The 23,166-nt window shown below is 70.1% G+C and carries 23 protein-coding genes; 12 read left to right on the plus strand and 11 right to left on the minus strand.

The annotated features are described in order from the left end of the window. Window position 1: 1 nt before the first annotated feature. Window positions 2-970: a 2-hydroxyacid dehydrogenase gene (locus tag ACIG5F_RS40425; RefSeq protein ID WP_396525398.1), complete on the plus strand. Its 969-nt coding sequence runs from the start codon at window positions 2-4 to the stop codon at window positions 968-970. On the opposite strand, the gene ACIG5F_RS40430 is transcribed toward ACIG5F_RS40425, so the two are convergent. Beyond that, the gene (locus ACIG5F_RS40430; protein ID WP_396525400.1) at window positions 938-2,425 is read right to left on the minus strand and encodes an ArnT family glycosyltransferase; all 1,488 of its coding nucleotides are present in this window, start codon (window positions 2,423-2,425) and stop codon (window positions 938-940) included. The two genes, ACIG5F_RS40425 and ACIG5F_RS40430, sit on opposite strands and share 33 nt — an antisense overlap. A gap of 73 nt (window positions 2,426-2,498) precedes the next feature. Further along, window positions 2,499-4,001: a glycosyltransferase family 39 protein gene (locus ACIG5F_RS40435; RefSeq protein ID WP_396525402.1), complete on the minus strand. Its 1,503-nt coding sequence runs from the start codon at window positions 3,999-4,001 to the stop codon at window positions 2,499-2,501. A 154-nt stretch (window positions 4,002-4,155) separates the two neighbouring features. Here ACIG5F_RS40435 and ACIG5F_RS40440 point away from each other — a divergent pair, with 154 nt between their 5' ends. Together ACIG5F_RS40440 and ACIG5F_RS40445 are read left to right on the plus strand one after the other, a co-directional pair. Further along, window positions 4,156-5,355: a sensor histidine kinase gene (locus ACIG5F_RS40440; protein ID WP_396525403.1), complete on the plus strand. Its 1,200-nt coding sequence runs from the start codon at window positions 4,156-4,158 to the stop codon at window positions 5,353-5,355. Continuing rightward, window positions 5,345-6,007, plus strand: a complete 663-nt coding sequence (locus ACIG5F_RS40445) for a response regulator (RefSeq protein ID WP_396525404.1) — start codon at window positions 5,345-5,347, stop codon at window positions 6,005-6,007. Before ACIG5F_RS40440 ends, ACIG5F_RS40445 begins: the two co-directional genes overlap by 11 nt. Here the strand turns inward: ACIG5F_RS40445 and ACIG5F_RS40450 are convergent. Further along, window positions 5,980-6,552 (minus strand): TetR/AcrR family transcriptional regulator, encoded by a 573-nt coding sequence (locus ACIG5F_RS40450; protein ID WP_396525405.1) that lies wholly within the window; start codon window positions 6,550-6,552, stop codon window positions 5,980-5,982. The two genes, ACIG5F_RS40445 and ACIG5F_RS40450, sit on opposite strands and share 28 nt — an antisense overlap. 76 nt (window positions 6,553-6,628) lie before the next feature. Here ACIG5F_RS40450 and ACIG5F_RS40455 point away from each other — a divergent pair, with 76 nt between their 5' ends. After that, window positions 6,629-7,513: a TIGR03620 family F420-dependent LLM class oxidoreductase gene (locus ACIG5F_RS40455; protein ID WP_396525407.1), complete on the plus strand. Its 885-nt coding sequence runs from the start codon at window positions 6,629-6,631 to the stop codon at window positions 7,511-7,513. Here the strand turns inward: ACIG5F_RS40455 and ACIG5F_RS40460 are convergent. Both ACIG5F_RS40460 and ACIG5F_RS40465 read right to left on the minus strand, forming a co-directional pair. Beyond that, complete coding sequence (locus ACIG5F_RS40460) at window positions 7,491-9,083, minus strand: ABC transporter permease (RefSeq protein ID WP_396525409.1); 1,593 nt, start codon at window positions 9,081-9,083, stop codon at window positions 7,491-7,493. The two genes, ACIG5F_RS40455 and ACIG5F_RS40460, sit on opposite strands and share 23 nt — an antisense overlap. Continuing rightward, window positions 9,080-9,967 carry an ATP-binding cassette domain-containing protein gene (locus ACIG5F_RS40465; RefSeq protein WP_396525410.1) on the minus strand — a complete coding sequence of 296 codons (888 nt, stop codon included), beginning with the start codon at window positions 9,965-9,967 and terminating at the stop codon, window positions 9,080-9,082. Before ACIG5F_RS40465 ends, ACIG5F_RS40460 begins: the two co-directional genes overlap by 4 nt. A gap of 69 nt (window positions 9,968-10,036) precedes the next feature. On the opposite strand from ACIG5F_RS40465, the gene ACIG5F_RS40470 reads away from it, so the two are divergent. After that, entirely contained in the window at window positions 10,037-10,507 is a 471-nt protein-coding gene (locus ACIG5F_RS40470) for a GbsR/MarR family transcriptional regulator (RefSeq protein WP_396525412.1), read from the plus strand. A 165-nt stretch (window positions 10,508-10,672) separates the two neighbouring features. On the opposite strand, the gene ACIG5F_RS40475 is transcribed toward ACIG5F_RS40470, so the two are convergent. From ACIG5F_RS40475 to ACIG5F_RS40490, 4 genes are read right to left on the minus strand one after another with little or no spacing between them, the layout of a single operon-like run. Continuing rightward, window positions 10,673-11,131 (minus strand): DUF309 domain-containing protein, encoded by a 459-nt coding sequence (locus ACIG5F_RS40475; RefSeq protein ID WP_396525413.1) that lies wholly within the window; start codon window positions 11,129-11,131, stop codon window positions 10,673-10,675. 12 nt (window positions 11,132-11,143) lie between these two features. After that, window positions 11,144-12,433, minus strand: a complete 1,290-nt coding sequence (locus tag ACIG5F_RS40480; RefSeq protein ID WP_396525415.1) for an ABC transporter permease — start codon at window positions 12,431-12,433, stop codon at window positions 11,144-11,146. Continuing rightward, complete coding sequence (locus ACIG5F_RS40485) at window positions 12,430-13,119, minus strand: ABC transporter ATP-binding protein (protein ID WP_396525417.1); 690 nt, start codon at window positions 13,117-13,119, stop codon at window positions 12,430-12,432. Before ACIG5F_RS40485 ends, ACIG5F_RS40480 begins: the two co-directional genes overlap by 4 nt. Further along, window positions 13,116-14,090, minus strand: coding sequence for an efflux RND transporter periplasmic adaptor subunit (locus ACIG5F_RS40490; protein WP_396525418.1), 975 nt, complete (start codon window positions 14,088-14,090; stop codon window positions 13,116-13,118). The genes ACIG5F_RS40485 and ACIG5F_RS40490 overlap by 4 nt, the downstream gene beginning before the upstream one ends. 305 nt (window positions 14,091-14,395) lie before the next feature. Here ACIG5F_RS40490 and ACIG5F_RS40495 point away from each other — a divergent pair, with 305 nt between their 5' ends. From ACIG5F_RS40495 to ACIG5F_RS40525, 7 genes are all read left to right on the plus strand, one after another. After that, entirely contained in the window at window positions 14,396-15,004 is a 609-nt protein-coding gene (locus ACIG5F_RS40495; RefSeq protein WP_396525420.1) for a TetR/AcrR family transcriptional regulator, read from the plus strand. Between the two features lie 70 nt (window positions 15,005-15,074). Continuing rightward, window positions 15,075-16,253: a Glu/Leu/Phe/Val dehydrogenase dimerization domain-containing protein gene (locus tag ACIG5F_RS40500; RefSeq protein ID WP_396525422.1), complete on the plus strand. Its 1,179-nt coding sequence runs from the start codon at window positions 15,075-15,077 to the stop codon at window positions 16,251-16,253. Window positions 16,254-16,368: 115 nt separating this feature from the next. After that, a complete protein-coding gene (locus ACIG5F_RS40505; RefSeq protein WP_396525423.1) occupies window positions 16,369-17,280 on the plus strand; it encodes a hypothetical protein in 912 nt (303 codons plus the stop codon). A gap of 2 nt (window positions 17,281-17,282) precedes the next feature. Then, window positions 17,283-18,527, plus strand: a complete 1,245-nt coding sequence (locus ACIG5F_RS40510; RefSeq protein ID WP_396525424.1) for an adenylosuccinate synthetase — start codon at window positions 17,283-17,285, stop codon at window positions 18,525-18,527. Window positions 18,528-18,533: 6 nt separating this feature from the next. Next, window positions 18,534-19,178: an NUDIX hydrolase gene (locus tag ACIG5F_RS40515; protein WP_396525425.1), complete on the plus strand. Its 645-nt coding sequence runs from the start codon at window positions 18,534-18,536 to the stop codon at window positions 19,176-19,178. Window positions 19,179-19,686: 508 nt separating this feature from the next. Continuing rightward, window positions 19,687-20,070, plus strand: a complete 384-nt coding sequence (locus ACIG5F_RS40520) for a helix-turn-helix domain-containing protein (protein WP_396525426.1) — start codon at window positions 19,687-19,689, stop codon at window positions 20,068-20,070. Window positions 20,071-20,126: 56 nt separating this feature from the next. Next, window positions 20,127-20,852, plus strand: coding sequence for a hypothetical protein (locus ACIG5F_RS40525; RefSeq protein WP_396525427.1), 726 nt, complete (start codon window positions 20,127-20,129; stop codon window positions 20,850-20,852). On the opposite strand, the gene ACIG5F_RS40530 is transcribed toward ACIG5F_RS40525, so the two are convergent. Together ACIG5F_RS40530 and ACIG5F_RS40535 are read right to left on the minus strand one after the other, a co-directional pair. After that, window positions 20,834-21,070, minus strand: coding sequence for a hypothetical protein (locus ACIG5F_RS40530; RefSeq protein ID WP_396525428.1), 237 nt, complete (start codon window positions 21,068-21,070; stop codon window positions 20,834-20,836). The two genes, ACIG5F_RS40525 and ACIG5F_RS40530, sit on opposite strands and share 19 nt — an antisense overlap. A 347-nt stretch (window positions 21,071-21,417) precedes the next feature. Further along, the gene (locus ACIG5F_RS40535; protein ID WP_396525429.1) at window positions 21,418-23,148 is read right to left on the minus strand and encodes an AIPR family protein; all 1,731 of its coding nucleotides are present in this window, start codon (window positions 23,146-23,148) and stop codon (window positions 21,418-21,420) included. Window positions 23,149-23,166 lie beyond the last annotated feature (18 nt).

The raw sequence follows: 23,166 nt of genomic DNA on the forward strand, positions 1-23,166 counted from the left end.
CATGCGACTCCTGATCGGCTTCGACCAGTACCCGTTGGAACCGTTCGCCACGCTGCTGCCGGGCTGGGAGGTGGTCAAGACCTCCCCGGACCGCTTCGCCGAGCTGGCCGACGGCATGGACGTGCTGACCCCGATCGGGGCCAAGATCGACGCCGACCTGCTGGCCGGCGGCACCTTCCGGCTGGTCCAGCAGTTCGGCGTGGGCCTGGAGACGGTCGACATCGAGGCCGCGACCGCGGCCGGGGTGCTGGTGTCGCGGCTGCCCGGCGACGTCACCGGCAACGCCGACAGCGTGGCCGAGCACGCCGTGCTGCTGGCGCTGGCGCTGAGCCGCGAGCTGGACGGGGCCCGGCAGGCCCTGCGGGAGGGCCGGTGGTCGCAGCCGGTGTCGCGGGCGCTGTTCGACGGCACGGTGGCGATCATCGGGCTGGGCGCGATCGGCATCGCCACGGCCAAGCGGCTGGCCGGCTTCGGCCCCCGGCTGATCGCCGTGCGGGCGCGGCCGGAGCTGGGCGGCCCGGCCGAGGTCGATCAGGTGTACGGCGTGGACCAGCTGCCGGAGGTGCTGGCCCAGGCCGATGTGGTGATCAGCGCCCTGATGTTCGGCGAGCACAACCGGAACTTCTTCGACTCCAGCGCTTTCGCGGCGATGAAGCCGGGCGCGCTGTTCGTGAACGTGGCCCGCGGCGGGCTGGTCGACGAGGCAGCCCTGTTGGCGGCGCTGGAATCCGGGCATCTGGGCGGGGCCGGCCTGGACGTGCACGCGGTCGAGCCGGCCGATCCGGCCAGCCCGTTGGTCAATCACCCCAAGGTGATCGCCACCCCGCACATCGCCGGCGTGACCCAGCAGATGATGCTGCGCTCGCTGATCGCCTTCACCGACAACCTGAAGCGCTACGCGGCCGGCGAGCCTCTACTGTGGACGGTGAACGAGCCGTCACAGGGCGCGCAGGGCCGGCCACAGCACTGACCACGGCTGGTCGCGGCCGGCGCACAGGTAGATCGGCGAGCCCTGGTTGCTGTTGCGAATGCCCAGCTCGTTGTCCACCTTGCCCACCTGGGTGACCGTGGCGAAGTGCGGGCGGAAGTCGGCCATGCGGTAGGTGCCGACGTAGAGCACGGTGGTCGCGCTCTCCGGCGGCGTCCCGAAGTACCAGTAGCCGCGGTTGGCGCTGTAGGGCGCGGGCAGACCGCGGTCGGGGCCGTAGTGCGCCAGCGCGCTGGCCGCCCAGTAGGAGCCGCCCACGATGGCCGTGTGCTGGCGGACATCGGCGGGCAGCGCCTGGTAGGCGGCGGCGACGTCGTCGGCCATTTCCGGCCAGCCGATGCTCTCCATGCTCGTGTAGTACATGATGTCGCTCGCGCTGGCGGCGCGCAGGGCGTCGACCGGCCGGATCGGCAGCGAGACCAGCACCAGCGCGGCCGACACCAGGACCGCCGGCCACGCCACCCAGGGCAGCCAGCGCCGCCGGCCGTCCAGCCCGACCGCGCCGAACGCCCACAGCACCGGCAGGACGCCGGCCGGGTAGTACTGCCGGCCACCGGCGGCGATGAACACCACGACGATCGCGATCGCGGTGATGCCGAGGAACCGGAACTCCGGCGTTCGCAGCGTCCGCCACAGGCCGAACAGGCCGAGCGGGATGCCGATGAGGCCGGCGAACAGACCGAAGACCAGCAGGAAGCCGACGGGGCCGCCGCCGGTGGCCCGCACCTCGGCCGCGATCACGCCGCTCATCTCCAGCTGCGGCCAGCCGTGGGCGGCCTGCCACAGCAGCTGCGGCGCGGAGGTCAGTGCGGCGATCGCCGCGCCCAGCCACAACATCTTGCTGCGCAACAGATCCCGTGGCCCGGTGAGCAGGACGGCCACGCCGGCGACGAGCCAGAAGAAAACGATCAGCCACTTCACCTGCAACGCGACCGCGGTGACCACACCGGCCCACAGCAGCAGGATGTCGGCGCGGGTGCGGACCCAGCGCACCACCAACCAGATGATCACCGTCCACAGGAACGGATCCACTGTGGACGTCGCGAGCAGATGTCCGCTGGGACCCAACAACGGTGAGAGGGCGTAGCTGCCGGCCGCGATGGTCTGCGCCCGGCGGCTGCCGCCGAGCTCGCGGGCGATCATCGCCGTGACGAAGACACCGCCGACGGTCGCGAGAATCACCGGAACACGCAGCGCCACCAGGGATCCCGGCGCGAGAGTGTCGGCGGTCAACGCCAGGAACGGCACCAGCGGCGGCTGATCGACATAGCCCCAGTCCAGGTGATGACCGGCGGCCACGAAGTACAGCTCGTCGCCGAAGTAGCCGTAACGGCCGCTGGTCGCCAGCAACGCGACGGCCAGCAGGCCCGCGACGATCGCGACCGGCCGCACGGCCAGCGCGGAGACGGCCACGGCCGGCTTGGCGATGATGGTCATGGTGTCCTCGATCCGGGCCGCCCCCGCGCACCATCTAACGGGGACGATCCGAACCCGGACAACCCCTATAAACTCACAGGAAACGGAGAGTCGGCCACAGAACCGACCACGGCTCACCCCGGCCGGCGCACAGGTAGATCGGCGAGCCCTGGTAGCCGTTGTCGATGCCGAGCTTGTTGTCCACAGTCGCCACCCGGGTGACCGTGGCGAAGTGCGGGCGGATGTCGGCCACGTGGTTGTCGCCGACGTAGAGCACAGTGGTGGCGCTCTCCGGCGGCGTCCCGAAGTACCAGTAGCCGCGGTTGGCGCTGTAGGGGGCGGGCAGGCCGTGCGCCGGGCCGTAGAGCGCCAGCGCGCTGGCCGACCAGTAGGTGTCGCCGACGATGGCCGTGTGCGCGCGGACATCGTCGGGCAGCGCCCGGTACGCGGCGGCGACCTCGTCGGCCATCTCCGGCCAGCCGACGGTCTCCAGGTCGATGGCGTAGAAGCTCTTGTCGGCGCCGCGCAGCGAGGTCACCGGCATGAACGGCAGCGAGGCCACCGCCAGCGCGACCGAGGCCAGGAAGGCCGGCCAGACCACCCACGGCACCCAGCGCCGCCGGCCGTCCAGGCCGACCGCGCCGAACGCCCACAGCACCGGCAGGATGCCGCCGGCGTAGTACGGCCGGCCGCCGGTGACGATGAACACGACGATCAGCCCGATCGCCGTCAGGCCGAGAAACCTGAACTGCGGCAGGGAAAGCGTGCGCCACAGGCCATACAGGCCGAGCGGGATGCCCACGATGCCGGCGAAGAGCGCGAACACCATGAGGAAACCGACGGGCCCGCCGACCGTGCCCCGCACCTCGTCGGCGATCGCGCCGCTCATCGCCAGCTGCGGCCAGCCGCGGGCGGCCTGCCACAGCAGCTGCGGCACGGAGGTCAGCGCCACGATGGCCAACCCGAGCCACATCATCTTGCTACGCAACAGATCCCGTGGACCGGCCAGCAGGGCGGCCACGCCGGCGACGAGCCAGAAGAAGACGATCAGCCACTTCGCCTGGAGCGTGACGGCGGTGACAAGTCCGGCCCAGAGCAGGAGAGTGTCGGCGCGGGTGCGAACCCAGCGCACCAGCAGCCAGGTGATCACCGTCCACAGGAACGGGTCCACTGTGGACGTCGCCAGCAGATGTCCGCCGGTGACCAGGAACGGCGCGACGGCGTAACTGGCGGCCGAGATGACCTGGGCCCGACGGCTGCCGCCGAGCTCCCAGGCGATCATCGCCGCGACGAAGACGCCGCCGATGGTCACCAGCATCGCCGGAATTCGCAGCGTCACCACGGATCCCGGCGCGAGAGTGTCGGCGATCAACGCCAGGAACGGCACCAGCGGCGGCTGATCGACATAGCCCCAGTCCAGATGATGACCGGCGGCCACGAAGTACAGCTCGTCCCCGAAGTAGCCGTAACGGCCGCTGGTGGCCACCAAGGCGACACCGAGCAGGCCCGCGACGATCGCGACGGGCCGGACGGCAAGTGCGGCGACCGCCACGACCGGCTTGGGGGGTGTGGCCGTGGTCTCCTCGATCTGCCGCACTTGCCGTAGCCCCCCGATTCCGGCCGTCCCGAACAACCACCATCCAACTCGGACGGCCGGGCCCGCGGACAGCCCGAAAAGTGGTCGGCCGCCGATACTTTGGTAGGTCCCGCGCCGACTTATGTCGGATTGCCGCGCTGGGTATCGTCGGACGGTGACCGCACCACGCTGGCGCGACGCCTTTTTCCTGCTGTCGCCGTTCGCCACAGTGGTCCTGGTCATGCTCATGATCTGGATCGGTTACGGTCCGCCGCGCACGTTCTACGACTGGTCGCAGTCCCTGATCCAGGCGCCGGCGGCGATCGCGCTGCTCTGGCACCGCCGGTTCCCGCTGGTGGCGCTGGCGCTGTGCGTGGCCACGGCGATCGCCCAGGTGTGCTCGGCCTACACCGATCCGCTGCTGTTCGTCGGCTACTCGACCTCCAGCACCCAGTGGGTGCCGCTGGCCACCCCGTTCGCCATCGGCATCGCGGTCAAGCGGCAGCCGCGCTCATGGCCGACGTGGATCATGGTCGCGGCGCTGGTGGCGATCTCCACCCGGCCGTGGATCCCCTCCTTCGACACGGTCACCGGCGGCGTGTTCTTCACCGTGCTGCCGGCGCTGTTCGGGCTGTACATCCAGAACCGGGGCCAGCTGATCCAGGCCCTGACCGAACGGGCCGAGCGGGCCGAGCGGGAGCAGGAGCTGCTGGCCGAGCAGGCCCGGGCCGACGAGCGGGTGAAGCTGGCCGGCGAGATGCACGACGTGGTCACGCACCGGGTGAGCCTGATGGTGTTGCAGGCCGGGGCGCTGCGGATCACCGCCTCCGACGACGCCACCCGGGCCGCCGCCGAGGAGTTGCGCGAGGCCGGCTGCCAGGCCCTGACCGAGCTGCGGGACCTGGTCGGCGTGCTCCGCACGCACGCGGAGTCGGACGTGGCCGGGCCGACCGACGCCGTGCGGATGCCAGACCTGGCCGAGCTGGTCGCCGAGTCCGAGGGCGTCGGCATGGCCGTCGAGCTCATTGTGGACGGCAATCCCCTGCTCACGGCCCCGGTCGTGGGCCGCACCGCGTACCGCGTGGTGCAGGAGGCGCTGACCAACGTCCGCAAGCACGCGCCCGGGGCCCGGACCCGGGTGCACGTCCGCTACGGGGCCGACCGGGTCCGTCTCACCGTGCGCAACAGCGCGCCCGGCCAGGCCGTCGACCACGAGCTCGGCGACAGCGGCTCCGGCACCGGGCTGCTCGGCCTGCGGCAGCGGGTCGAGCTGGTCAGCGGCCGCTTCACCGCCGCCGCGCGACCCGACGGCGGCTTCGAGATCGATGCCGTACTGCCCGTGTTCGTACCAACAGCGGAGAGTCATGGCGGCTGACGAGATCAAGGTCCTGGTGGTGGACGACGAGCCCATGGTGTGCGCCCACCTGCGCACCATTCTCGGCTCCGCCCCCGACATCACCGTGGTCGAGACGGCCAACGACGGCGCCGCGGCGGTGGAGGCGGTGATCCGGCACCAGCCGCACGTCGTGCTGATGGACCTGCGCATGCCCGGAGTGGACGGCCTGACGGCCATCGAGCGCATCGCGGGCCTGCCGGCGCCGCCGGTGGTCGTGGCGCTCACGACCTTCGACGCCGACCAGTACGTCATCCGGTCGCTGCGGGCGGGGGCGGCCGGCTTCCTGCTCAAGTCGACGCCGCCGGAGGACCTGATCAGCCTGGTGCGGGTGGCGGCGGACGGGCACACGGTGCTGTCCCCGGCCGCGACCAAGCGGCTGGTCGCGGCCTCGGCGACCGAGATGGCGGCCCGGGACAAGGCCCTGTCGCTGGTCGCCGACCTGACCGAGCGGGAGGTCAACGTGCTGACCTGCCTCGGCGAGGGCCTGTCCAACGCCCAGATCGCGACCCGGCTGCACCTGTCGGAGGCGACGGTGAAGGGCTACGTGTCGAGGATGCTGGTGAAGCTGGACTGTGCCAACCGCACCCAGATCGGCCTGCTCGCCTACGACGCGGGGCTCGTCACCCGCTGAATCCCGTCGATCATCACGGCCAGCAGCCGGTCGAACAGCTCGGGCTCGTTCTTGGTGGCCTGCACCAGGCCGTGCACGAGGGCGGTGAGGTGGGCCCGCGTGATGTCGGGCCGCGCCACGCCGGCGGCCTGGGCCCGGCGCAGCACGCGGTCGCCGGCGGCCTGCGAGGCCGTGCAGGCCTCGTCGAACTCGACCAGGGCCTTGTCGCGCTCGCCGTCGCCGAGCAGCTGGGCCATCGCACCGGCGGCGACGCCGTGGTAGATCTTGCCGTGGTCGCAGATGGCGTTGATCCAGTTGATCAGCGCCTCGCATGGTTCCTGCTGGTCCAGCTCCTGTTCGGCGTACGCGGTGAGGCCGCGCAGCCGGTCGGCCAGCAGCGCCGCCAGCAGAACTTCGCGGGTGGGGAAGTGCCGGTAGAGCGTGCCGATGCCGACCCCGGCCCGGCGGGCGATGTCCTCCAGCGCGGCATCCTCCCCGCGCTCGGTGAACGCCTCGTGGGCGCAGGCCAGCAGCCGCTCGTAGTTGCGCCGGGCGTCGGCACGCATCGAATACTCCTTGCGCAAGCGGAGGCAGCCTCCGTATCGTGTTATCCGGAGGCCACCTCAGCTTAGGGGGACGAGCATGGATCTGGGCAGCATCGGCGTGTGGACGTTCGCGTTCGAGGGGCAGCCGGCCGGCGCGGTGCGGGCGGCGGCCGCGGAGATCGAGGAGCTCGGCTACGGGGCGATCTGGTTCGGGGAGGCGTTCGGGCGGGAGGCCCTCACCCAGGCCTCGCTGCTCCTGCACGCCACCGACCGGATCGCGGTGGCGACGGGCATCGCCCGGGCCTCGCTGCGTGACCCGCTGGCCATGGCGGCGGCGCAGCTGACGCTCACGGAGGCGTTCCCGGAGCGTTTCCTGCTGGGTATCGGCGGGCACCGGTCACCCAAGCAGCAGGCGGTGCCCATACTGAACGGGCTCATCGAGAACGACCCGCAGCCGCTGGAGACCATGCGGGACTACCTGGAGGCGATGGACAAGGCGCCGTTGTCGGGTTTCGACGTGCAGCCAAGGCGGGCCCTCGCGGCGCTGGGGCCGCGAATGCTGCGCTTGGCGGCGGACAAGACCATGGGCGCGCACCCGTACTTCGTGCCGGTGGAGCACACGGCCAAGGCCCGCGAGATCCTCGGTCCGGAGCCGCTGCTGGCGGTGGAGCAGGCGGTGTTCCTGGGCGACGACCGCGACGTGGCCAAGGCGCACGTCGGGGGCTACCTGGCGGCCCGGCATCAGACGAACAACCTGCGGCGACTGGGATTCACCGACGCCGACTTCGCCGACGGCGGCAGCGACCGGCTGGTGGACGCGATCACCGTCACCGGTGACACCGACGCCATCGCCAAGCGGGTGCGGGAGCACCTGGACGCCGGCGCGAACCACGTCTGCGTCCAGGTGCTCACCTCCGGCCGGCGCGTTCCGCTCGCCGAATGGCGGGAGCTGGCCGGCCTTATCCCACGTCCCGCCGCCTGAACCCGGCCAGCCCGGCGGCGGTCAGCGCCACCGTGATGACCACCAGCCACACCAGCGGGGTCGCGGTGAACGCGCCGCCGGGCAGCTTGGGCAGGTGGGTGAAGGGCGAGAGGTCCAGCGCCCACTGGCTGAGCTGGAACAGCGAACCCAGCTGGCCCAGCAGCAGGAACACGACCAGCGCGGCCCAGGCCAGCGAGGTCAGCCGGGGCAGCAGCCCGAACAACGCGGTGGCGATGCCGGCCAGCACCCACACCGCCGGCGCCTGGACCATGGCCGCCCCCAGCAATCGGGGCAGCTGGCCGCCGACGTCGCCGTCGGACAGACCAACGGCCAGGCCGATGGCGGCTCCCGCCACCGCCAGCAGGAAGGCGCTGCCCAGCAGCGCGAAGGCCAGATGGCTTGCCGCCCAACGGAGTCGCGCGACGGCGCCGGCCAGCACCGGCTCGGCCCGCGACGCCGTCTCCTCGGCCCGCAGCCGCAGCGCCGCCTGGATGGCGTACACCGAGACCGCGAGGCCGATGATGTCCAGGATGGCGGCCATGAACGAGTCCACAATGGACTGCTGACCGCCGATCTGGTGCAGCGCCTGGGTGATCTGCGGGCTGCTGTCCAGAATGCCCTTCAGGCTCTGGGAGATGCCGCCCAGCGCGCCGGCCATCACCACGATGCCGAAGGTCCAGCCGATCAGGATTCCCCGTTGCAGCCGCCAGGCCAGCCCGAACGGGCCGAACCGCCCCTGGGGCCGGCCGGCGCGCTCGGGCACCAGGCCGGCGCCGATGTCCCGCCGGCCCACCAGCGCGTAGGCGATGCCCAGCAGCACAACGGAAATCGCCACGTACAGGACCAGCACCCAGAACCGCTCGCCGGCGAACGGGCGCATCTGCTGCGACCAGCCGATCGGGCTGAGCCAGGACACCCAGCGCGGCCCGTCCTCGGCCGCCGAGTCGCCGGCCGCGCGCAGCAGGTAGGCCGCGCCGATCACGATGCCGCCGGTTCCGTTGGCCGCGCGGGAGCTCGAGCTGACCTGGACGGCGACCGCGGCCACCGCCGCGAAGAACCAGACGCAGCCGCCGACGCCCAGCCCCATCGCGAACGACCCGGTCGCCGGAAGTCCTTGCGCCGTCAGGGCGAGCCCGATCAGCAGCGCGTACACCACGCCGGCCCCGAACACCACGATCAGCGTCGCGGTCAGCTTGGCGTGCCGGCCGACGACCCCGGAGCCGAGCAGCTCGTGCCGGCCGGCCTCCTCGTCGGCCCGGGTGTGCCGCACGGTCGTGAACACGGCCATCAGCCCGACCAGAACACAGGCCACGGCCCCGTATTTCCACTCGGTCATGCCGCCGATCGTGTCCAGCCCCTGGGCCGGACCGCTCAGCGCCAGCACCGACGGGTTGCCGACGATCGAGGCCGCGAACTCCTGCCGCGACTGCACGGTCGGGTACAGCCCGGCGAAGCTGGACGCCGTCGCGGCCACGATCCCGGTGACGGCCAGAATCCACACCGGCAGCGCGATCCGCTCCCGGCGCAGCACCAGCCGCACCAGGGATCCGGTGCCCACCAAGGTGTTCATGCCTGCACCTCGTAGTGCCGCAGGAACAGCTGTTCCAGCGTCGGCGGCTGGCTGATCAGGCTGCGCACGCCGAACTCGGTCAGCTTGCGCAGCACCGCGTCCAGCTCGGCGGTGTCCACCTCGAACTGAACCTTGTTGCCCTGCGCGGAATAGTCGTGCACGCCGGCCATGGTGTCCACACCGGACAGCGGCGAGCCCAGCTCGGCGGTGATCGAGGTCCGGGTCAGGTGCCGCAGCTCGGCCAGCGTGCCGGACTCGACCGTCCTGCCGTTGCGGATGATGCTGACCCGGTCGCACAACGCCTCGACCTCGGCCAGCACGTGGCTGGACAGCAGCACCGTGCGGCCGTCCTGGCGCTCGCGGGCGACGCAGTCCCGGAACACCTCTTCCATCAGCGGGTCCAGGCCGGAGGTCGGCTCGTCCAGGATGAGCAGCTCCACATCGGACGCGAGCGCGGCGACCAGCGCGACCTTCTGCCGGTTGCCCTTGGAGTAGGTCCGGCCCTTCTTGGTCGGGTCCAGGTCGAAGCGCTCCAGCAGGTCCTTGCGGCGCTTGGGATCCAGCCCGCCGCGCAGCCGGCCGAGCAGGTCGATCACCTCGCCGCCGGACAGCGTCGGCCAGAGGGTGACGTCGCCGGGCACGTAGGCCAGGCGGCGGTGCAACTCGGTGGCGTCCCGCCAGGGGTCGCCGCCCAGCAGCTCGGCGCGGCCGCCGTCGGCGCGCAGCAGGCCGAGCAGAACACGAATGGTGGTGGACTTCCCGGCGCCGTTCGGGCCCAGGAAGCCGTGGACCTCGCCGGTGTTCACGGTGAGGTCGAGTCCGTCGAGCGCCTGGGTCCGGCCGAACGCCTTGCGCAGGCCCGACACCGAGATGGCGGTTGTCATGGTGCCAAGCTACACTCATTTCACAACTTCGTGAAGACAGTGAACCCAAGCGGGTGAGAGGATGGTCGAGTGACCGAGCGTGACGACGAGGCCGTGTCGAAGTTCATCGAGCGGTTCGCCCTGATGCTGTCCGAAGGCGGCGTGCCCCGCATGCCGGCCAGGGTGTTCGTCGGCCTGCTCGCGTCCGAGGAAGGTCAACTCACCGCCGGCGAACTGGCCGAGCTGCTCTCGGTCAGCCCCGCCGCCGTCTCCGGGGCCGTGCGCTACCTCACGCAGGTGCACCTGATCGTGCGGGAGCGCGAACCCGGCTCCAAGCGGGACCACTACCGCGTCCGCGACGGCAGCTGGTACGAGTCGGCCATGGACCGCGAGCGGCTGCTCTCGCTGTGGTCCGAGGCCCTGACCGACGGCGTCTCCGCCGTCGGCGCGGACACGAGAGCCGGCGCCCGGCTACGCGAGTCGGTGGAGTTCTTCGAGTTTCTCCGGGTCGAGATCCCGATCGTGCTGGACCGCTGGCGAGCCCGTAACGCCGCGGACTGAGCCGGCGATCATGCGGTGGTCACCATCCGGACCATCACCCCGGCGAGGGGCCGGTTCCCGCCCCCAGGAACCGGTTCCTCGCACCCCTCAAGATCAAGGGACCGATCCTCTCGTTGAACGTCATGAAGGGCCCCATCATGACGTTCAACGTCAGTAAGGGGCCCTTCATGACAAAAGTCGAGGCGGGGCGGAGTCGACGCCGCCACCGTCGGCGACCTCGTGGGCCCAGCCGACCAAGCCGGCGATGTCGATTCCGTACGGCCTCTCCCCGCGGTACGGCTCGATGTTGCCGGCTCCCCGGCGCAGCAGGGACATCGCCCCGGTGCGGTTGCCGCGGGCGGCGTGGGTGAGGCCGACGGCCAGCTGGGCCATGCCCCGCCACAGCTGGCGATGCGGTTCGTCCGCGGACTTCCACGCGTCCTCCAGCACCTCGTGGGCGTGGAACGGACGGCCGCGGTCGAGCAGGTCCTGGGCCTCGGCAAGCGTTTGCGGCGGGGTGCGGACGATGCCTTCCGGCTGGCGTTCGACGCCGGAGGCGCCGTGCGCCATCGGCCGGCCGAGCCCGTCGCGCGGACGCGCGTTGCGGGCCCGACCGGCCGCGTCCCGATCCCTCTCGTCGTCCATGGCCCGATTCTGTCAGGCGCGCATGACCGTGGCGATCGGGATGCGCGCCGCCCGCAGCGCCGGCACAAAACCGCCGAGCAGGCCGGCGATCAGGCCCGCGGCCACGCCAGCAACCCCGGCCTGCCATGGGAAAGCCAGATCGTGCAGGAACGACAACCGTGAGCTGCTGCCGAAAACCACGCCGGCGGCCCGCAGACCCAGCACCCCCACGCCGATCGCCAGCGCCGAGGTGAACAGGCCGGTCAGCAACGTCTCCGCGAGCACGATGCCGGCCAGCAGCAGCCTCGGTGTGCCCAGTGCCCGGCGCAGCGCGAACTCCTCCACGCGCTCGCCCACCGTGGCCAGGCCGACGTTGAGGATGCCGGCCACGCCGATCAGCAGCACCAGCCCCGCCATGCCGAGGAAGACCCACCGCATCAGGGCCAACTGCTCGGCGACGTGCTCCTTGGAGTTGATCGTCCGCACCTGGAGCTGGTCAGCCGGCACGCCGACCGCGGCCAGCCGGGCCTTGAGCGTCTGCTGCAACGCCGTCTCGGTCGGCGACATCAGGATGCGCAGCTGGGCGTTGCCGTCGACGGGCAGCCAGTTGGCCAGCTCGTCGTAGCGGACGTAGGCGGCGGGCGAGTAGCCGCCGTCGTCGACCACGCCGATGACCTGCGGCGTCGGATCGTTGGCCGCGCCGGTGATGTGCATCCGCGCCGGGATCTGGTAGCGCTGGAACGCCTCGGCTGCCTTGGTGTTGAGCACGATGCGCGGCGCGAGCGAGGGCGGCCCGTCGAAGTCCAGCCACTGCCCGGACTGGAGGCGGTAGGGCTGGAACTGGCGGACGTCGCCGGTCATCGAGTTCAGGCCGAGTTCGATCGCCTTGCCCGGCGGGCCTTGGGCGACGTCCTGGTCGGGCCCGCAGGGGCCGTAGCCCGAACAGTAGTAGCCGCCGCTGAACAGCTCGTCGATCGGGCCGCCGCCCTTGTTGATCGGCGTGACGTTCGGTTCGCCGATGACCGCGTGCGCGCCGCCGACCGCGACCGCGTGTTGCCGTCCCTGCAAGGCATCCAGCACGACCGCCGGAGCCTTGTCGTTCTGCGGCAGGTACATCTGCTGCGTGCCGTCGACGCCTTCGATCAGCTCGATGTTGCCCAGCGCCGCCTGCTCGGCGACCTGCGAGCCGGCCTGCACGGCCACGACCGCCAGCACACCGAGGAACAGGCTCACCATGGACAGCAGCGTGCGCAGCTTGCGGGACCGGATGCCCTGCATGCCGATGATCAGGGCCGAGCGCAGCTTGCCGGACAGCCGGATCACGCGGTCACCGCCCCGAGCACGCCGTCGGACAGGTGCAGCACGCTGCCCATGCGGGCGGCGTGATCACGGTCGTGGGTCACGAGAACCAGGCCGCAGCCCCGATCCGTGGCCGATCGCAGCACCTCCACCACCAGGGCCCCGGTCTCGGTGTCCAACGCGCCGGTCGGCTCGTCGGCCAGCAGGATCTTCGGATCCCGCACCAGGGCCCGGGCGATGGCCACCCGCTGCTGCTCGCCGCCGGACAGCCGGGCCGGGCGGTGCTTGGCCAGATGGGCGATGCCGACCTGCTCCAGCGCCGCCATCACCTTGGCCCGGCGCCTGCGGCGCGGCAGCCAGCCCTGGCCGTTGACCAGCGCCATCGCCACGTTCTGGGCCGCGGTCAGGTGCTTGAGCAGGAAGAACCGCTGGAACACGAAGCCGAACTCGCGGCTGCGCAACGCGGCCGCCCTGCGTTCGGAGATCCGGGTGATGTCGGTGTCCCGTAACAGATACTGTCCACCGTCCGGCCGGTCGAACAGGCCCATCAGGGACAGCAGCGTGCTCTTGCCGGAGCCGGAGCGGCCGAGCACGGCGATGCTCTGTCCACTGTGGAGCGTCAGGTCGACGCCGTTGAGAATGGCGCGCGGCTCTTCCTGGCCGGTCAGCGTCTTGGTCACGCCGGTCAGCCGGATCAGCGGTTCGGTCATCGGGTCGGACCGCCGGCCTGCTGCTGGGGCTGCGGCAGGTTCGGGCCCGGCACCGCGACCGTCTCGTCGCCGGTCAGGCCGGTCTTGATCTCCACGACCTTGCCGTCGGTGAGGCCGAGGGTGACGTCCTTGGTCTGGCGGCGGCCGTCCACCACCACGTCCACCTTGCCGCTGCCCTGGCTGCCGGCGACCGCTTCCACCGGCAGCGTCAGCACGTTCTGGGCGATGGCCGTGACCACCTGAAGCGTCGCGGTCACGCCGTTGATCATCTTCACGCCGGCCGGCGGCGTGCAGACCAGCCGCAGGCCGGTCGGGTCCGACTGCTGCTGCTGGGTCGACGGGCCGGGCGGGGCCGGGATGTTGGACGGCTGCTGTTCCTTCGGCGGCTGGGCCGCGGTCGTCGGCGACGGCGGGGCCGGCGTGCCGGCCGGCAGGGCGGCGATAGTGCCCAGCACCGTGCACTGGAACGGGCCGGGGCCGTCCTTGATCTGCGCCTGCACCGTGCCCGGGGCGCTCGCGATGCGGTAGGCCTGCGAGCCGTCGAGGTCGGCCACGATGCCGTAGCCCGCGTACTTCGCCGACGCCACCGGCATGCCCGCGGTCACCGTCGACTTGTCATCCACCAGCCGGCCGCTGAACGTCGAACCCGCCGGCACGTCCACCCGCGTCGCCTTGCCGTTGGCCCACACGTTGGCCACCGGGGTCGCCGTCGCCGGCGTGGCGTCGGGCTGCTTCACGTCCAGGTAGCGCACCTGGCCGTCGGCCGGGGCCGGCACCCCGAACACCGGGTCCAGCGCCACCTTGCCGGTGAGGCTCACCTGGTTGCTCAGGTCCTGGTGGGCCGGCTTCACCGTGGTCATCGTCGTGTCGCGGGCGACGAGGCCCGGCGTCTCCGGCGCGGGCCCGCCGGCTGAGCAGGCGGCCGTGAGCAGGGCAGCCGCGCACACGCAGGCGAGGACAGTTGTCCGCACTGATCCCCCATGGTCGGTTCATCGGAAATGGGTAACCCAACCAGATGACGCCCACCCACGGTGATGCGTTGCTCACTTGCGCGGGCCTTCTGCCGCCCCCACCCCGCCCACCGTGGGCCACGAAGGCCCGATACTGGACCAAGGCGCAGGGAAAGGGCATTTCCTGGCGTTTGTCTAGACCGCGATGTCCAGCCCGATCGATGCCAACGCCACTACCGCCAGCGCCACGACCACAGTGATCCGCACGGGGGAATGTCAACACCGCCGACCGCCGGAACGCGTCCCCTGGTGGAATAGTGCGGGCCATGCCGAGGAAGACCGCGGCGGCGCGGCGGGCCGAGGTGCTCGACGAGACGCTCACCCAGATCCGCGCGCTGGGCATGGCCGCCGTGCGGGTCGCCGATGTGGCCGAGGCCAGCGGCGTCAGCCCCGCCTTGATCATCTACCACTTCGGCACCAAGGAGCGGCTGCTGTCCGCGGCCCTGGTGCACGCCTGCGCCCGAGATCTGTCCACTTTGGACTCCATCGTGGCCGGCCCCGGCTCGCCCGCCGCCCGCCTGCTGGCCGCGCTGGACTGGTACTCCCCCACCGGTCCGGCCCGCGGCTGGACGATCTGGATCGACGCCTGGGCCGCGGCCGTCCGCGACCGAACCCTGGCCAAGGTGCTGGCCGATCTCCAGCGGCGATGGACCGACGCCATCGCGGCCGTGATCGACGACGGAGTGGCCGCCGGCGTGTTCCGCACCGCCGACCCCTCGGCCACCGCCGTCCGCCTCACGTCCTTCTTGGACGGTCTCGCCGTGCGCACCGTGGTTCACCACAACCGGCTGCCCCGGCGAGAGCTCCGTTCGTGGCTGATCCACCAGGTGGCCAGCGAACTCTCACTGGACGCCGAACTGTTGGCCAACGCGTAGCAAACCTTTTCTTGACACCTCATCGGAACCGCTCCCATACTGAATTGCAGTTCAGTACGGGGAGGTGACGGTGGCCGCGCTGCTGGAAGTGACGTGGACCGATCCGGTCACCGAACGCCAGGGCTATCTGGTCATCGACCGGCTGGTGCGTGGCGTCTGCTCCGGCGGGCTGCGGATGCGGGCCGGCTGCACCCTCGACGAGGTGCGCGGCCTGGCCGCCGGCATGACCCGCAAGGAAGCCCTGTACTACCGGCCGAACAACCGTTACGTCCCGCTCGGCGGGGCCAAGGGCGGCATCGACTGCGACCCGCACGATCCCCGTATGCGAGGTATCCTCACCCGCTATCTCCGGGGCGTCCGGGCGTTGCTCGAACGTCACTGGACCACCGGCGAAGACCTTGGCCTGCAACAGAAACTCATCGACGAGGTGATCACCGAGATCGGCCTGGAGAGCTCCATCCAGGCCGTCTACCCGCTGCTGCCGGACAAGGCCGCCGCCACCTCCCGCCTGCGCCGCGCCTTCGCCCTGGACGTCGACGGCGTCAGCCTCGGCGACCTCTCCGGCGGCATCGGCGTCGCCGAGGCCGTGTTGACCTCGCTGGCCGAGCTCGGCCGTCCCGTCGAGGGAACCCGCGCCGTGGTCCAAGGTTTCGGCTCCATGGGCGGCTCCACCGCCCGCTATCTGGCCCGGGCCGGCCTGCGCATCGTCGCCGTCGCCGACTCGCTCGGCGTCATCGCCAATCCCGCCGGCCTCGATGTCGAGCTGCTTCTCCGCTCCCGCAACGCTTTCGGCGAGATCGCCCGCTCCGCCCTACGGCCGGCCGACCGCCAACTCCCGCTGGGCTCCTGGCTCGCCGTCGACACCGACGTCCTCGTGCCGGCGGCTGTCTCCTACTGCATCACCCCGGCCAACCAGCACGAGATCACGGCTTCGCTCATCGTCGAGGCGGCCAACCTGCCCGTGCTGCCCGCCGCCGAGTCCCTGCTCACCGGCCGCGGCGTGCACGTGGTCCCCGACTTCGTCGCCAACTCCGCCACCAATGCCTGGTGGTGGTGGACCCTCTTCGGCGACGTCGACGCCTCGGTCGCCCAGGCCACCGACCAGATCCGCGGCGAGATGCGCCGCATTCTCACCACCGTCTTCGCCCTGGCCCGCGCCACCGGCGCCCCGCTGCGCCAGGCCGCCCTGGCCTTCACCGCGCAGCAGCTGGCCGCCGTCGACACCCGCTTCGCCACGGATGTGACCTGACCGTCGGGCAACGCCCCACCGCCCACACCCTCTTGCCGGCCTCGTTTTAGTCATCTAGACTAAAAGTGGGTCGACGACGAGGGGCGCCGATCCGACTGCCGGAGGGGAGACAACGATGGGGTACGGCCACTGGGACGACAACGCCTTCCACGCGGCGCGGACGTTCCGCGCCAGCCGGGGACTGGACGACTTCGGCTATACGGCTGACCTGCGCGATCAGGACTACTCGACGTGGCGGGCGCATCCGGCGCTCGATCCGCGGGACGCGTTCCGGGAGAGCCGGGACAGCGCCGAGCACGCCAACTCGCTGCCGATCGCCGTGCTGTTCGACGTCACCGGGTCGATGGGCACGGTGCCGCGGATCATGCAGGGCAAGCTCGGCCGACTGCACGGTCTGTTGCGCAGCAAGGGATACGCCGACGACCCCCAGATCATGTTCGGCGGCATCGGCGACGCCGACAGCGACCGGGCGCCGTTGCAGGTCGGCCAGTTCGAGTCGGACAACCGGATGGACGAGCAGCTGCGGCAGATCCTGCTGGAGGGAGGCGGTGGCGGGCAGAAGTCGGAGAGCTATGAGCTGGCTGCGTACTTTGTGGTCCGGCACGTGGCGACCGACGCGTGGGACAAGCGCGGCAAGAAGGGCTACCTGTTCCTGATCGGCGACGAGCTCAACAAGCCGCGGCTGGCCTCGCGGCACATCCGGGAGGTCATCGGCGACCGGGTCCGCGACGACATCTCGGTGCCGTCGGTGTATCGCGAACTCGCCTTGCGGTGGAACGTCTTCTACGTGCTGCCCCGGCAGTCGAGCTACTACGACGACCCGGAGATCGCCGCGCACTGGGCGTCGCTGCTCGGCGAGCGGTTTTTGCGGCTGGCGGACCCGGCCGCGGTGTGCGAGCTGATCGCCCTGGTGATCGGGGTCGGGGAGGGCCGGATCGACGTCGGCGGCGGGCTGGCCGATCTGCGCGATGTCGGTTCGCACGCGGAGGCCGCCGCCGTTCGCCGGGCCCTGGCGACGCGGGGCTGAGCATGCTGCTCGGGGATCAGCACGTGATCGTCGTCGACCTCGGGTTCGGCGACGCCGGCAAGGGTGCGACCGTGGACTGGTTGTGCGCCAACCATTCCGTGAGCGCCGTGGTGCGGTTCAACGGCGGTGCGCAGGCCGCGCACAACGTCGTCGCCGACGGCCGGCACCACCGGTTCGCCCAGTTCGGCTCCGGCACTTTCTCCGGCGTGCCAACGCTTCTGTCGCGTCACATGCTGGTCGAGCCGATCGCCCTGGCCCGGGAGTCCGAGGCGCTGGCCCGGCTCGGCGTCGCCGATCCCCTGTCGCTGCTGCACATCTCCGGCGACGCCTTGCTCACGACTCCCCTCCATGTGGCGGCGAACCGGGCGCGGGAGGACGCCCGGGGCGCCGCCCGCCACGGCTCGTGCGGCCTTGGCGTCGGCGAGACCGCCGCCTACGCCCTCGACCACCGCGCCCCCACCGTCGCCGACTGCCGTGATCCCCTGCTGCTGACCCGTCTTCTCGACCAGTTGGCCCAGCACTTCGCCCCTTTGATCGGCGACCGCTTCGACTCGATCACCGACCTCGTCGCCCTCTACCGCGAGTTCGCCGCCGCCGTCCGTATCGTGGACTCGACCGCGCTCGCCCGCTTCGCCGCCCGTGGCCGCCTGGTTTTCGAAGGCGCACAAGGTGTTCTGCTCGACGAGTGGCGTGGCCTGCACCCTCACACCACTTGGTCCACCGTGGAGCCTCGCCACGCCCGTGCCATGATCGCGGGCCTCGGCCACCGCCCGTATGTTCTCGGCGTCACCCGCACCTACCTCACCCGCCACGGTGCCGGGCCCTTCCCGACCGAAGACCCCGCTCTCGCCCTGCCCGAACGCCACAACACCACCGGCGAGTACCAGGGCGCTTTCCGCGTCGGCCATTTCGATCCCATCCTGCTGCGCTACTCCATCGAGGCCTGCCACGGCATCGACGGTCTCTCCCTCACTCACCTCGACCAACACCCCGGCGTGCAGACCGCCGTCGCCTACCTCACCGCGAACGGCGTCACCAACGCCCTGCACTGCGGCCCGTGGCAGGACCTCACGTACCAACAGCACCTCACCCACCTGCTCACCTCGGCCCGCCCCGTCCTGGAGGACCTCCCTCCAGATCCCACCCACACCATCGCCAGCCTGCTCCACACACCCGTCGCGCTCACCGCCTCCGGCCCCTCGCGCGCCGACCGCGTTCCCGTCACCGTGGCCGGTGCGGCAGGATAGTTCTTCGTGCCGCCCGAGACCGACTCCCCGATCCCGCCCCAGTCGGCCGTTTCGCTCGACGTGCTGGCCCTTCGCTTCTGGCCCGAGGACGAGACCATCCAGCTCGGCATCACCCAGCGCTCCGCCGACCCTTTCCTCGGCCGACTCGCCCTGCCCGGCGTCCTCCTCGCCCGCGGCGCTCGCCTCGCCGACGACGCCCACCGCGCCGTCACCACCAAACTCGACTTGCCCGCATCCGCCATCCGCGCCGTCGGTCAGCTCATCACTTTCGACGAGCCCAACCGCGATCCCCGTGGGCCGACGCTCTCCATCGCCATGTGGGCCGTGATCACTTCCGGCTCCCCCTCCACCCACTGGTTCCCCCTGGACGCGGCCCCCGCCCTCGCCTTCGACCACAACCGCATCGTCGCCGACTGCCGCCCCCTCCTCGCCGCCAAGCTCTGGTCCGATCTCCCCTTTACCCGCGCCCTCCTCGGCGACTCCTTCTCCGCCTCCCGCGCCGTCTCCGCCACCACCTCCCTCCGCGGCGAGCCCCCCAACGCCGCCAACCTCAACCGCCTCATGGCCAACATCCCCTCCCTCACCCGCACCCAAGACCGCGCCCGCGCCCGCCCCACCGGCCGCCCCTCCACCATCTGGACCTGGACCTAGCCCCCCGCAAAGGCATACGCGCCAAGCAAAACCCACGAAAGGCCAAGCAACCCAGAGCAATGGCCGAAGGCCGAGAGCCGAAAGCCAGAAGCCGAGGAGCAAAGGCCGAAGGCCGAGCAACACGGAGCAAGCGGCCCGTCCCGCCCCAGGCACAAGCAGCAAGAGCCACCCCCAAAGCCGCACCGGGGCAAGCGCAGCGAAGCCCCCACCCCAACCAGGCGAGCGCAGCGAAGCCGACCCACCCCCAGGGCGAGCGCAGCGAAGCCGACCCACCCCCAGGGCGAGCGCAGCGAAGCCCGACCCCCAATGGCGAGCGCAGCGAAGCCCCGGGCGACGGCGAGCGCAGCGAAGCCGGAGCCCGGCCGGGGGTGCAGGGGGGCGAAGCCCGCCCTGCCTTGGGGTGTGGGGCGCGAGCCCCACAAGGATCCCGAAACGACGAACGGCTCGCGCTCTCCGCGAGCACGAGCCGTCCAAGAGTGGCCTAACGTGGCACAACCCGAACACCCTGGTGCTGGCCGAAGGCCCTGAGATCAGCATCAAGCCGCCCAACCGTCGCTACGTCGGCACAGCTGACAGCGACCATCAACCCGGCCACCACCAGGCCAAACAAGTAATCGCTGACTACCAGGCCGGCACCACCGTCTACGAACTGAGCGACCAGTTCGGCATCGACCGCAAAACCGTCAGCCGGATACTCCAACGACACAACATCCCCATGCGCCGCACCGGCCTCACCGCCGAGCAAGTCGACCAAGCCGTCCGCCTCCACGAGAACGGCTGGTCCACAGCCCAGATCGCCGAACACCTCGACACCACCCAGCGGACCGTCCAACGCCGGCTCGCCGAGCGCGGCATCACGACACGGGCCGACCAGACCGGGGACGGCGCCTGATGGCCGCACCCACTCCGATCACGCCGACTCGATCAAGCACGGATCAGGCACCAGTCGTGCAGGCCGTCACCGTCATCATGGGCACCGTCGTCGGCCTCACCTTCCTCTTCGGCTTCGGCAACGTCCTCAACCTCGCACTCCGACTCGACGTCCCCATCTGGGTCGCGCCACTCGTCGCGCCCGCAGTCGACCTGTCCATCCTCGGCCTCCTGCTCGGCACCCGGCACCTCGCCCTCCACGGCGCCACCCCCGAACAGCTTCAGCCAGCCCGGCGACTGCTCATCTTCGCCAGCCTCACCACCCTCGCCTTGAACATCGCCGACCCACTGGTCACTGGCGCCTACGGCAAGGCCGCGTTCGACGCCGTCGGCCCACTCCTACTGATCGGCTGGGCTGAAGTCGGTCCCGGACTGCTTCAGGCCATCAGCACCATCAGCCACCAACCGAAGGAAATAGTCCACGCAAAATCCAGCCGCACCGATGCTGATACCGGCCTCACCAGCATGAACACCGTCGCGGCCGGGCAGAGCGAAGGACCTGACAGCGACACCACCAGCCGACCGGCGGCCATCGCGTCCGACGGCGATCTGATTAACCGCGCCCGGCGCGAAGACACCCGCCACTGGGCCACCCACCAGCGACCCATCTCAGCCGAGACCCTCCGCAAGAACCTGCGCATCGGCGCCGCGCGCTCACGGATGCTCGTCTCGATCGTCCGAGCCGAACGATCCAGCGACCGAAACGCCGACATGGTGACGGCTGGTCAATCACCGTCGGAATGACTGGATGCCATGCCGGGTGTCATGCTGTTGTCCCGGCGGCGACTCGCCTCCCATTCGACGATCAAGATGGCCAACGCACTAACCGCCTGCTCGTACTGCTCGGCAGTCATCGGCACGGTTTCAATCTGGTCGACCACGTGGTCCCGCCGACGGCGCTCGACCCGAGAATCATCACTCACACTGCCCATCATCAGCGGCACCACAGCATCGACCCGCATTGGCAGATAACTCGTCTGGGTTACTCGCCGCTCGTGATCAACGCCGGGTCGGTGACTACGTGACTTGGGCCAGGATCCGGTCTGATCGGAGCCTCGTCTCGTTGACCTGCGGGTACGTCGTGGTGGGCGGCCATCCACTGTGCCGAGCAGGCCGATTGCGGCGACCAGGCCGCTGCCCTTGCGCAGCGACCGCTGTAGGCGCACCGCGTGCCGATCGAGATGCTGGGCGCGAGCCCGAGGTTGTTCTCCAACAGGGCATACGCCGCGCCACGGTCGCTAACAGCGCTGAACACGCCGAAACCCGGTTAGAAGGCGCACCGGTGCCTCATGCTGGCCGCACTGCGCCCTTAGCGACCGGTGCTGTCGGTGAGCTCCTGACGGACCAGGTCGGCGAACCGCTCGTTGCGCACCGCCTCCCCCAACGGCACCCCGGCGGACCGTTCAGCGTCGATGGCCCGCTGGATCACCGGTAGCAGTTCGCGGACGACAAGCTTTTCCGCGGCCTCCGCATTCCAGATTATCTTCAGAATTCGGTCGCACTCTTTCTGTGCCGCTTTATTATTGGGCGGTAGTTTCACCGAGCCGACCAGTTTCTGTCGAATCATCGCCATCAGGTGATATTGGGCGGGTCGGTAACCGCGATTGATGCGCTGGTTCCGGATCAGCCACTCCAATCGGTACCAGGTTGCCGCGGCCGTGTAGTACAGGATCGGCGACTGGCCGGTGACGAACAGTTCAGTGCCGCGCGCCTTGACCAGTTCCTGGTAGTGACCTACCCGGGACGGTTCGTTCAGGAACATCGCCAGGTACGCGCGGCTGAGTTGGGCACGGCTGATGACCCGGGTCTTCTCCACATCCTTGCGTTCGCTGTACTGTTTCGCGCGACGTTCATAGAACAGTTGGTGTGGCTTGTCCCAGCCGAGGGTGAAGAAGTCCTCCAGTTCCTTGTGGAAGTCCTCCCGTGCGGCCAGGTCCTCGTCGCTGACCGGTGTCTGCTGGTTGGTTGCAGCCACGATGCCCTGGATCACGTCCTCGTCCACCGAGTGAACGATGTGGACGCTGACGAAAACCTGGTCGGTGAGCTGATCACGCTCATGGAACAACACGTGACAGGTCTGACAGCCATTCACGATCTGAAAATCATCCAACACGAAATCGTCACCGACTCGGTCCAGTTTCCGGGTCACAATGGTGATACCATTGTTCATCACGGCGAACCGCTGCCGCTTGACCGAATCCCGCAGGGTGTCCCGAATACCGCTGTTGACCCTGTTGTAGCCCTGGAAGGCGCGTACGTTGCTCTCGAACAGGTTCTCCCGCAGCTTTCCCGATCCGTCTTCCAATATCGTGCGGACCAACTCCGGCGCGGCGATCAGTCCCACGAAAGACTGTTCAACGCCGGGGGCCGCCGGCACGGCGAACTGTTTCGGCACCGGCAGGGTGACCCGGATTGTGCTGGTCGCCTGCTGGTACAGCATGCGCAGCTCCCGCCAGTTCACGCAGCGCACGTCGGTTGTATCGAATCGGTTGAGCTTGGCCAAATGCTTCTCGGCCGACCGCGCCTTGCGATTGACCATATCCGAGATCTGATCGCCGGTGGTCACATAACGGACGTGCAGTTGCGGTAGTTGGCCGGCCAGCCGGGCCGAGTTCTCGAACACGACGTCCAGGCAGTCACGCAGGCTGGCCACGTCGGCTGATATGTCGTACGGGATTTCGCCGGACCCACACAGGTGACCAAGATTATCCGCGAGATCCGAGATCACCTTGGTCTCGAACTTGCCACTGGTCTTGGCCTGGATGATCACAAACTGCACCTGCGGTCGCCTGCGGTTCATCGCCGCCCGCACTTCCGTCGGGTCCCGATACAGGTCCCCGTCGATCAGGACCGCGTACGCGTCGATGCCGAGATCGTTGCCGCCGCCGGTACGGTACGCGTCCGGGTTGAAGGAATCGTTGTAGTACGAACTGAGCACGCAATAGGCGGCGAACGCCTCGAACGCCTCGGACTCCGGTAGTTCGGTCAGGTCCTGGTCGGCTTGGAAGCCCTTGACCAGGCTCTCGATCACCTTCTCCACGGCGGGTCCACTCCTTGC

It is taken from the genome of Kutzneria sp. NPDC052558 (assembly GCF_044547355.1).
GTDB lineage: Bacteria > Actinomycetota > Actinomycetes > Mycobacteriales > Pseudonocardiaceae > Kutzneria.